Here is a 9,192-nt window from a genome sequence, read left to right as displayed (position 1 = left end):
CAGGCCACGATCCAGGTACTCCACAGGACGGAGTCCATCGTTCGTGTCGGCGGCCGTTGCCGCGCTTGTCGCCATTACTGCCGACGAGGCGATCATTGCGAACGTCAGCACCAATGAGCAAACGCGTTTTGCCATGCGTTTTTTCATTCTTCTTCCTCCTACTAAAATTCTTTGGCTCTTTGATCCTCTCGGTTTGTTTATTGCTCCAAACATGGAGCAATAAACCCTGAATATGGATCAATGAACCGACGAGCCTATTATAATCTTGTTATGCATTTAAGTCAAGGGAAAATATATAATATTTTCGATATTAAACAGCACTTTTTGCACATTATTTTGTTTTCCACTGAAAAGTCAAGGCGAAATCACGGTAGAATGAAGAAAATTTGCTGTAGTTTTGTGTATGGTTTCTATATTTTTCGTAGTTTTATTGTGTAATATCCCGTGTGTATTTTCCTCTTTTTTCAATAATATATTATATTTTTCCAATTGCTCTGAAAATGATTTTTTATCGCACATGCCGTTGTTCCTTTTTGCATGAAAAACAGCGGCGATCCAATGCCCTTCTTCTGTAGGCAGTGATGGTGAATGCCATTTATACATTACAGATAGGCGGCATTTGGTACCGGGAAGAGGGGGAAAGGCTGCGCGGCTGTAAACAGCTAGTTGCATTCGGAAAATAGAATTGCTCCGAATGGAAATGAGCGAACAGCTCCAAGGATTGCCGGCGTCAAAAGCGTCTTTCCAATGCAATGGGGAGGACCAGTTACCATTTGGGCATCTGAAAATTCGCCAATGCCCCATTCAGGAAGCCGTTGAAGGCTTTCATTTTGGCAAAGATACGCACGGCAAAGGCTGCAAAGTCTTCCTGTACAATTTGCCCGTCCGTCACTGGGTATTCCAGATACCAGCTCTTGTTTTTGAGATACTCTGCCTGCGGATGGTTCGGGTTATACCCTTGCGGCACCTTTTTCAGCGCCGTACCGCCCACGGTGAAGCATTCCGCGAAAGCCGGTTCCGTTATAATCCGCTCCCATTTCTCGCCGCGGGCGGCGATCGCGTCCCGAACCATCCCGGTGGCGTCTTTGAACTGGTCCGCAAACAGCCCGCCTCCCAGAAAGGACTGGCCGCCGGGTTTTATCCTAATGTAGTAGCCGACCGGGATGGGCAGCTTGCCTTTTGGCCCGATATGCGCCCGAAAGGCCAGGTGATAGGGCGATTTGTCATGGCTGAACCGGGTATCCCGTACCAGTTTGAAAGTCAGCCTTTTGGGAGCGGCCGGGAGGATGCTTTCATCCATCCGGCACAGTTTCTGCACCAGTTGCGAAACCAACGTTTCGAACTCTTGGCAGGCTTGTGTATAGCGGGCCTTGTTCGCATAGAACCATTCCCGCTCGTTGTGCTCTCTGAGATCCGACAGGTAGGCAAGCATGGCGTCTGTGCTCATTTGGCTTCCTCCTTGCCGGCTAGAGCGGAAAACGCCTCTCCGGCCATCATTTTACGGATCCAGTCGGACATGTGCTTTGGCGTGCGATAAGCTGAGAAACTTAAAAAAATCTGGGAAAGATCGTCCAGCTGCTCCATTGCGTTGGTGCAGGAAATCAGCTCGTCGTAGCGGCACGGCTCCATCTCGGAATAGTCCAGCCTAGCCGGATTGAGCCTATGGGTAGCCACTGCATAGTTTGTCCGCCGTTCGCAGGAGCACATACCCGTACCGCTCAGTCCACAGTATTCGCGCAGGAATGCGCCCATCTTCGCACGGACACGGGACAGCCTCTGCCGATACGCCTCCGGGGTTGTCTCCAGGATTTCAGCTGCAATACGGCTGTCCACACGGAACATGGTACCCAGAATATAAACTGCTCGTTCCTCCGGGGAAAGGCACTGCAGCATAACGTTGGAACACGAAAGCTTCAGCTCCTGCTCCAGCAGAGCTTTGTCCACTCCGCTGCGCAGATCCGCCACGTCGCGTTCCCGGCCGGAGACGATATCCTCTCCGTACATTTCAAAGCTCAGCGACTGCCGGGCGAACATCCCCTTTCGGTAGTGCTTAAGGTGATTGACCGCAATGCGGAACACCCAGGTAGACAGGCTGCTTTCCTGCCGGAAGGAGGACAAGTGGGTCATCACCTGAATCAGGATCTCCTGGGTGGCGTCCTCGGCGTCCAAAACCGTCCCTAACATCCGCAGGGACAGATTAAATACCAAATCCTGTACGCTGCTAAGCAAAGCCTCCAGCGCTTCCTTGTCCCCGCAAACCGCTTTTTCAATCCATTGTCTTTCCATTTCCGCGTTCATATGTAATTTCCTTTCACTGAGGCATCTATTGTCTTTCCGTCCCGCCTCTTTTTAATTAGACGCGATAGTCCCAGGCGTGTGACAGATTTACGCGATATTTATTATTCCTGATATAAATAAAGTACAGGGAATTTTTCCAAATGCAATGTGCGGGCGATTTGGCCTGCCACGCCGCTTTTGTAGAATCAATCTATATCCGTTTTGTCCGCTGTTGCATGAATTTTATGTGAATTTCATTCGTTTCACGAATGACCAAGAAAAAGCAAAAGGCCCGCTTGGACACTGAAGACTCAGTGCTCAAGCGGGCCATTTGCTGGTGCGCCCGGAGGGACTCGAACCCCCGACCTTTTGGTTCGTAGCCAAACACTCTATCCAGCTGAGCTACGAGCGCACATTTACAAAGGCATCGTAAGGATGCTCGACTATAATACCACACCGGATGAGGCTTGTCAAGGATTTTTCGATCCAATCTGCCAAATTTTATGAGTACCGGCTGCCTTGCCGGTGGTGAACCTGCAGGACGATAAGAGAAACTCAGCGGGAAAGCATCCAACCGGCATAGAGACACTGCCTTACAGCAGAAGGAACGGGGAATGAATACTCAAGGCTTTTTTTTGCCTCCTATCAAAGAGAAAAACAGAAAAATCAGGTTGCCCTTCGCCGCCATACGCCTGATACCGAAACAGGGCCGCCGAAAACCCGGCGACCCTGTTCAAAAAACCTTATGCGGAGGGCTTCGCAGCAAACTGGCTGTTGTACAGGTCTGCATAGAACCCGCCCTGTTCCAGCAGCTGTTTGTGATTGCCCGTTTCGATGATCTTGCCGTTGTTCATCACCAGGATGATGTCCGCATCCCGGATGGTGGACAGCCGGTGAGCGATGACAAAGGAGGTTCGTCCCTCCATCAGCGCATTCATAGCCTTTTGAATCTGAATCTCGGTGCGGGTATCCACGTTGGAGGTGGCCTCATCGAGAATCAGAATGGCCGGGTCGGCCAGGATGACCCGGGCGATGGTCAAAAGCTGTTTCTGGCCCTGGGAGATATTGGACGCTTCCTCGTTGAGCACCGTGTCATATCCATCCGGCAGGGTGCGGATGTAGTGGTCCACCCTTGCCGCCTTGGCCGCCGCCATCACCTGTTCCAACGTGGCGTCCGGGCGGGAATAGGCGATGTTCTCCCGGATGGTGCCGTTAAAGAGCCAGGTGTCCTGCAGTACCATGCCGAAGATGGAGCGCAGCCCCTCCCGGGTCATGTCCCGGATATCCACCCCGTCCACCCGGATGGCACCGCCGTCGATTTCGTAAAAGCGCATGAGTAGGTTGACAAGGGTGGTCTTGCCGGCGCCCGTGGGCCCCACAATGGCTACCGTCTGCCCAGGGCTCACCTTTACATTCATATCCTCAATAAGCGGCTCGGCCGGGTTGTAACTAAAGTCCACATGGTCGAACTCCACCGCCCCGCGCAGCGCCTTCGCTTCGATGCGCTTAGGATGTTCGGCTTCGGGAATCTGTTCCTCCTCGTCGAGCACCTCGAATACCCGCTCCGCCGCCGCTACCGTGGACTGGAGAATGTTCGCAATGTTGGCGGTCTGGTTGATGGGCTGGGTAAACTGGTTGGAGTATTGGATGAAGGCCTGTACGTCGCCCACCGTCAATTGGCCGTTTGCCACCCGCAGCCCGCCGATGACGGCCACGAACACATACCCTAAGTTGTTGACAAAGGTCATCAGCGGCATAATAATGCCCGAAATGAACTGGGCCTTGCGGTTATACTCGTAGAGTTCCTCGTTGACGGTGTTGAATTCGTCCACCGCCTTCTGTTCATGGCCGTAGGCCTTGACCTCCTTGTGCCCGGTGTACATTTCCTCCACATGCCCGTTGAGCTCTCCCAGCACCCGCTGCTGGCCGACGAAGTATTTCTGGCTTCTTTTGACCACGAAAATGGTGATCACCAGGCACAGCGGGATGGTGATGAAGGTCACCAGGGTCAGCAGGGGACTGATGGTGAGCATCATGATGAGCACGCCCACAATGGTGACCACCGCCGTAATCAGCTGGGTCAAGGACTGCTGTAGCGTCTGTGCCACCGTGTCCACGTCGTTGGTGATGCGGCTGAGAATTTCACCGTGGGTGCGCCCGTCGAAGTACTTGAGCGGGAGCCTCGACAGCTTGTCATCCACCTGTTTACGCATGTCGTACACCACCTTCTGGGAAACCCCGGCCATGACGAACTGCTGAATCCAGTTGAACACAGAGCTGACAAAGTAAATCCCCACCAGGGTCAGAAGCACCCCGGCAATGCCGTTAAAGTCAATGTTGATGGGCGGGGCAAGCTCCGCCGGCACGCCGTTTAGCACCGCGGCCATGTGGGGCATGACCCCTTCCACCAGAAGATTGGTGGCGTTTTTTAAGATGTTCGGGCCGATGATCATAAAGGCGGTGGAAAGAATCGCCGCGAAGAACACAGTCAGCAATTTGGCCCAGTGAGGCTTTAAGTAGCCCAGCAGCCGCTTGGAGGTACCTTTGAAGTTCTTCGCCTTTTGGGCCACGTGCATGCCGCCGCCCGGCCCGCGTCCGGCTCCAGGTCCATGTTTCATGCCAATTCCTCCTCTGACAGCTGCGACGCGACGATTTCGCGGTAGATGTCGCAGGATTTGAGCAGCTCCCGGTGGGTGCCCATCCCGGCCACCCGGCCCTCGTCGAGCACGATGATCTTATCCGCGTCCATGACGGTGCTCACCCGCTGGGCCACCATGAACACGGTGGCGCCCTTAACCTCGTCCTTCAAGGCTGCGCGCAGCTTTGCGTCGGTCTTAAAGTCCAGCGCGGAGAAGTTGTCGTCGAAAATATAGATTTCCGGGCGGCGCACCAAAGCCCTGGCAATGGTCAGGCGCTGCTTCTGCCCGCCCGACAGGTTGGAACCGCCCTGGGAAATCATGGAGTTGTAGCCGTCGGTCATCTCGTCGATGAAGTCGGAAGCCTGGGCGATGCGCGCCGCGTTCTGGACCTCCTCGTCGGTGGCGTCCTCCTTGCCGTAGCGGATGTTGTCGGCGATGGTGCCGGTGAAGAGCAGAGCCTTCTGCGGGACAAAGGAGATCCGCTTGCGCAGTTCCTCTTTTTTAAACTCCCGCACGTCCACTCCGTCCACCAGAATACGCCCGTCGGTCACGTCGTAAAACCGGGGGATCAGGTTTGCCAGGGTGGACTTGCCCGATCCCGTGGATCCGATGATGGCCACCGTTTCGCCGGGGGCAGCTTCAAAGGAAATATCGGTCAGCGCCAGCTCCTCCGCGTTTGTGTACCCGAAGGACACATGGTCGAACACCACCTTGCCGGTCTTCTCCGGAGCCTTGGGTGCGTCCGGGTCGAGAAGCTCGGTCTCAAGCGCGAACACTTCGTTGATTCGGTCGGCGGAAGCCTGGGCCCTGGGCAGCATGATGAACATCATCGCCACCATCATCACCGAGAACATGATCTGCATGATATACTGCAGGAAGGCCTGAAGCTGCCCCACCTCCATGGCGCCCGCGTCGATGCGCACCGCGCCGAACCACACCACGCCCAGCATGATCAGGTTGAAGATTAGCATGACCAGCGGCATAAAGATGGCAAGGATACGGTTGACCTTGATGGCCGTTTTCGTCAGGTCCGTGTTTGCCGAATCGAACCGCTCCTTTTCCGCGTCGTCCCGGTTAAAGGCCCGGATGACCCGGATTCCCATGAGCTTTTCCCGCAGCACCTGGTTTAGCTTGTCGATTTTCCTCTGCATGGCCTGGAACAGGGGGATGGTGGAGCGTCCCACCAGCCAGATGATCAGCGCCAGCACCGGGATCACCGCCACGATAATCAAAGACAGCACCGCGTCCTTGCTCACCGCCAGCACGATCCCGCCGATGAGCATCATCGGCGCCATCAGCATCATCCGCAGCAGCATGAACCCTAAGTTTTGAATCTGGGTGACGTCGTTGGTGTTTCGGGTAATGAGGGTGGCCGTGCCCAGCTTGTCGAATTCCTTTAAGGAATAGCTGGATGCCTGGGTGAAGATGCCCCGGCGCAGATCCCGGCCGAAGCCCATGGACACCTTCGCCGCTAAGAACGACCCGAGAATCGCGCACACCATTCCACCTAAGGACACCAGCAGCATCAGCCCGCCGGTGCGCAGAATATAGTCGGTATCCCCGGCCATAACGCCCTTGTCGATGATGTCGCCGTTGAGGTTTGGCATGTAAAGCTGGGCCACGCTCTGCCCGAAGGTCAGCAGCAGGATGGCCAGAAGCGACGGAATATACCGTTTGTCGATGCGCTTAAAGAGCTTTATCATCTGCATCATCCTTCCTTTCTTGTGATGGAGCCCCTTGTGGAGCTCTCCCTGCCCGGAACTTGAAGTATTCGTATACTTCCTGTAAAAGTCCGATGAGCTGCTCGCTTTTTTCTTCGCCTAAGTAGGTAATCAGGTTGTCGATCTTCCCCTGGAAGGCCGCCACCGTGTCCCGTACCGCTTGTTCGCCCTTGTCGGTAAGGAGCACGCGCACCGCCCGCCGGTCCCGGGGGTCCATCTCTCTTATCAGGTACCCCCTGGTTTCCAGAGTGTTCACCTGCTGGGTCACCGATGGGGGCGCCACCCGCAGCATCCGGCTGATTTCCTTCACCCGCGCCCCGTGGGCGGAAGGAACGCCGTGGCAGCGGCCCGCCTGCATCCGGTGCAGGTGCATGAGCATGGAGCTCTCGCCCGGCGTCAGGTCCCCGACCCGCGGCGGCGCCCAATGGGTTTTGCTGAAAAGGATAAACAGTTCCATCAGCCTGGCCGCCGTGGTCTCCTGGTCTAGCATGGTATCACCGCTTTCGATAGTTAAGATTCCTAATTATTTGGATGTTAATATATTATGCTTCTTAATTTTTAATGTCAATGAAGAATCTTTGAAAAGAGTATGGACAATTTGTGAACGGACAAACAAAGAGCCGGGCGGAAATTTCCACCCGGCTCTTTGTTAAGGAAGGACCTCCCGGATCTCGGTGCGCCCGAGCAGGTAGTCGATGCTGCATTGGTAGAACTCCGCCAGGCTCACCACACAGGGAATGCGAATCCGGCCGGTTCCTTCCTCATAGCGCCGATAAGTTTTTTCGGTCACTCCTGCCGCCTTTGCCGCTTCCTTTGGCGACAGGCCCCGTTCTTCCCACAGCTCCCGCAATCGGATGTACATGCGGCGCTCACCTCCCGCTGCCATTCTATCAGAAAACCGGGCAGCCGTTTAAGTCAATTTGGCATATAGGTCAAATTGACCTGGCGAAGAGGCCCGCAGGGCTTGGAATCTCGTGCATCCGGGGACATGCGCCTCGGATGCACACCTTTTAGCGCCCCATGGCGTTTCGCCATGGGGTAAGACAGGGGGTGGTACTGGCGGGGGACAGAGGGAGCAAGCCGAATGCATGAGGCGCTGCGATCCGCGTCCCCCGTCCAGAAGGAGCCATGGAAACCATCCAGGCCAACCAAGAATTATTAATGGACCATATCGACGAGGAAAGCGGACGCCTCCTTGTGCAAATGGCTGACGCCTTCTCCGAGGTACTGGCCATCGTCTCCGTGGAGCGGTTCGCCGAAGGGGCCAGAATCGGGGGCAGGCTGATCCAAGCTCTGTTGGAGGAATAAAAAGAAGGCCGGGAGCATCTCGCTCCCGGCCTTTGCCGTGATGAGGGCCCCATTCTCCGGCGCCTTGTCCGCGCTGCGCGAAAGGGACGGGCAGGTTCCATTCAGCCCTGTCCAGAAAGGAAGAAGGGCCGCTTTCACCCCTCGCCCGTGGTATGGCCCCAACCCCCGCCCATCCAAAGAGCGGGCGGGTTTCTCGCGTCCCCCGTCCAGAACCAGAAGAAGGCCGGAAGCATCTCGCTCCCGGCCTTCTTCTATACCGATATATACATTTATAATGTATTCGCCTGGATGACCTCTGCCGCCAGCCGTTCCAGGTCGGCGTATTCGGTCAGCGTCCCCGCCTTCGCCCGGAAGGCCGGGGCCCCGTGCAGCCCCCGCATGTACCAGCCCGCGTGCTTTCGCATTTCCCGCATGGCCACCCGCTCTCCTTTATAAGTGCAGGCAAGCTTTCCCTGTTTTAGCATCACCATCATCCGTTCGGTGACCGACGGGTAGGGAACCACCGTCTCATGCAACAGCCAGGCGTTGATTTCCCGGAACACCCACGGCGCCCCCAGCGCCCCCCGGCCCACCATTACCCCGTCGCACCCGGTTTCCTCCAGCATCCGCGCCGCGTCCGCCGGGGTGTCGATATCCCCGTTGCCGATGACCGGCACCTTCACCGCCGCTTTGACCTGCCGGATGATGTCTAGGTCCGCCGGCGGGGCGTACATCTGCGCCCGGGTCCGGCCGTGGACCGTGATGGCCGCCGCCCCCGCCTGCTCGCAGATTTTGGCCACCTCCACCGCCGTCACCGTTTCCTCGTCCCATCCCTTGCGGATTTTCACCGTCACCGGCACGTTGGACGCTTTCACCACCGCTTCCACGATCCGCCCGCAAAGCTCCGGGTTCTTCATCAGCGCGCTTCCGCAGCCGTTTAGGGCAATCTTGGGGGCCGGGCAGCCCATGTTGATGTCCAGAAGCTCCGGGCGGTGCTCCATCACCATGGCCGCCGCCTCGCCCATGAGCTTCGGGTCGTCGCCGAACAGTTGCAAGGCGATGGGCCGTTCTCCCTCGCCGAAGGCCAAAAGCTCCTTTGACTTGCGGTCGTGGTACAACAATCCCTTGCAGCTGACCATTTCCCCATAGGTCATCGCCGCCCCGTACCCGCGGCACAGCTCGCGGAACGCCCGGTCGGACACGCCCGCCATAGGCGCCGCCACCGCCGGCCCGTCGAGGATGATATTGCCGATTCTCATACCTGGCCT

At 56.5% G+C, this 9,192-nt stretch carries 8 protein-coding genes and 1 tRNA gene; 1 reads left to right on the top strand and 8 read right to left on the bottom strand.

Translation table 11 applies throughout. From position 1 onward, the window contains the following. Positions 1 to 766: 766 nt before the first annotated feature. The 7 genes from WMO26_RS11680 to WMO26_RS11650 form a co-directional block, all read right to left on the bottom strand. Positions 767 to 1,447 carry a DUF2461 domain-containing protein gene (locus tag WMO26_RS11680; protein ID WP_349220600.1) on the bottom strand — a complete coding sequence of 227 codons (681 nt, stop codon included), beginning with the start codon at positions 1,445 to 1,447 and terminating at the stop codon, positions 767 to 769. After that, positions 1,444 to 2,298 (bottom strand): RNA polymerase sigma factor, encoded by an 855-nt coding sequence (locus tag WMO26_RS11675; RefSeq protein WP_349220598.1) that lies wholly within the window; start codon positions 2,296 to 2,298, stop codon positions 1,444 to 1,446. The genes WMO26_RS11680 and WMO26_RS11675 overlap by 4 nt, the downstream gene beginning before the upstream one ends. A gap of 314 nt (positions 2,299 to 2,612) precedes the next feature. Next, positions 2,613 to 2,689, bottom strand: a tRNA-Arg gene (locus WMO26_RS11670). A 331-nt stretch (positions 2,690 to 3,020) separates the two neighbouring features. Beyond that, positions 3,021 to 4,895, bottom strand: coding sequence for an ABC transporter ATP-binding protein (locus tag WMO26_RS11665; protein WP_349220597.1), 1,875 nt, complete (start codon positions 4,893 to 4,895; stop codon positions 3,021 to 3,023). Then, positions 4,892 to 6,619, bottom strand: coding sequence for an ABC transporter ATP-binding protein (locus WMO26_RS11660; protein WP_349220595.1), 1,728 nt, complete (start codon positions 6,617 to 6,619; stop codon positions 4,892 to 4,894). Before WMO26_RS11660 ends, WMO26_RS11665 begins: the two co-directional genes overlap by 4 nt. Beyond that, on the bottom strand, positions 6,603 to 7,127 hold the full coding sequence (locus tag WMO26_RS11655; protein WP_349220593.1) for a MarR family winged helix-turn-helix transcriptional regulator: 525 nt from the start codon (positions 7,125 to 7,127) through the stop codon (positions 6,603 to 6,605). Before WMO26_RS11655 ends, WMO26_RS11660 begins: the two co-directional genes overlap by 17 nt. 159 nt (positions 7,128 to 7,286) lie before the next feature. Further along, on the bottom strand, positions 7,287 to 7,499 hold the full coding sequence (locus WMO26_RS11650) for a helix-turn-helix domain-containing protein (RefSeq protein WP_349220591.1): 213 nt from the start codon (positions 7,497 to 7,499) through the stop codon (positions 7,287 to 7,289). Between the two features lie 266 nt (positions 7,500 to 7,765). Between WMO26_RS11650 and WMO26_RS11645 the strand changes: the two genes are divergently transcribed. Further along, positions 7,766 to 7,945 carry a hypothetical protein gene (locus WMO26_RS11645; protein WP_349220590.1) on the top strand — a complete coding sequence of 60 codons (180 nt, stop codon included), beginning with the start codon at positions 7,766 to 7,768 and terminating at the stop codon, positions 7,943 to 7,945. A 269-nt stretch (positions 7,946 to 8,214) separates the two neighbouring features. Here WMO26_RS11645 and dusB read toward each other — a convergent pair whose 3' ends face one another. After that, the gene (gene dusB, locus WMO26_RS11640) at positions 8,215 to 9,183 is read right to left on the bottom strand and encodes a tRNA dihydrouridine synthase DusB (RefSeq protein WP_349220588.1); all 969 of its coding nucleotides are present in this window, start codon (positions 9,181 to 9,183) and stop codon (positions 8,215 to 8,217) included. Between the last annotated feature and the right edge of the window lie 9 nt (positions 9,184 to 9,192).

Source organism: Solibaculum intestinale (assembly GCF_040096205.1).
In the GTDB taxonomy this organism is placed as follows: Bacteria; Bacillota; Clostridia; order Oscillospirales; family Acutalibacteraceae; genus Solibaculum_A; species Solibaculum_A intestinale.
Note: the sequence above shows the minus strand (reverse complement) of the source record. Positions and strands in the feature narration are given on the sequence as shown.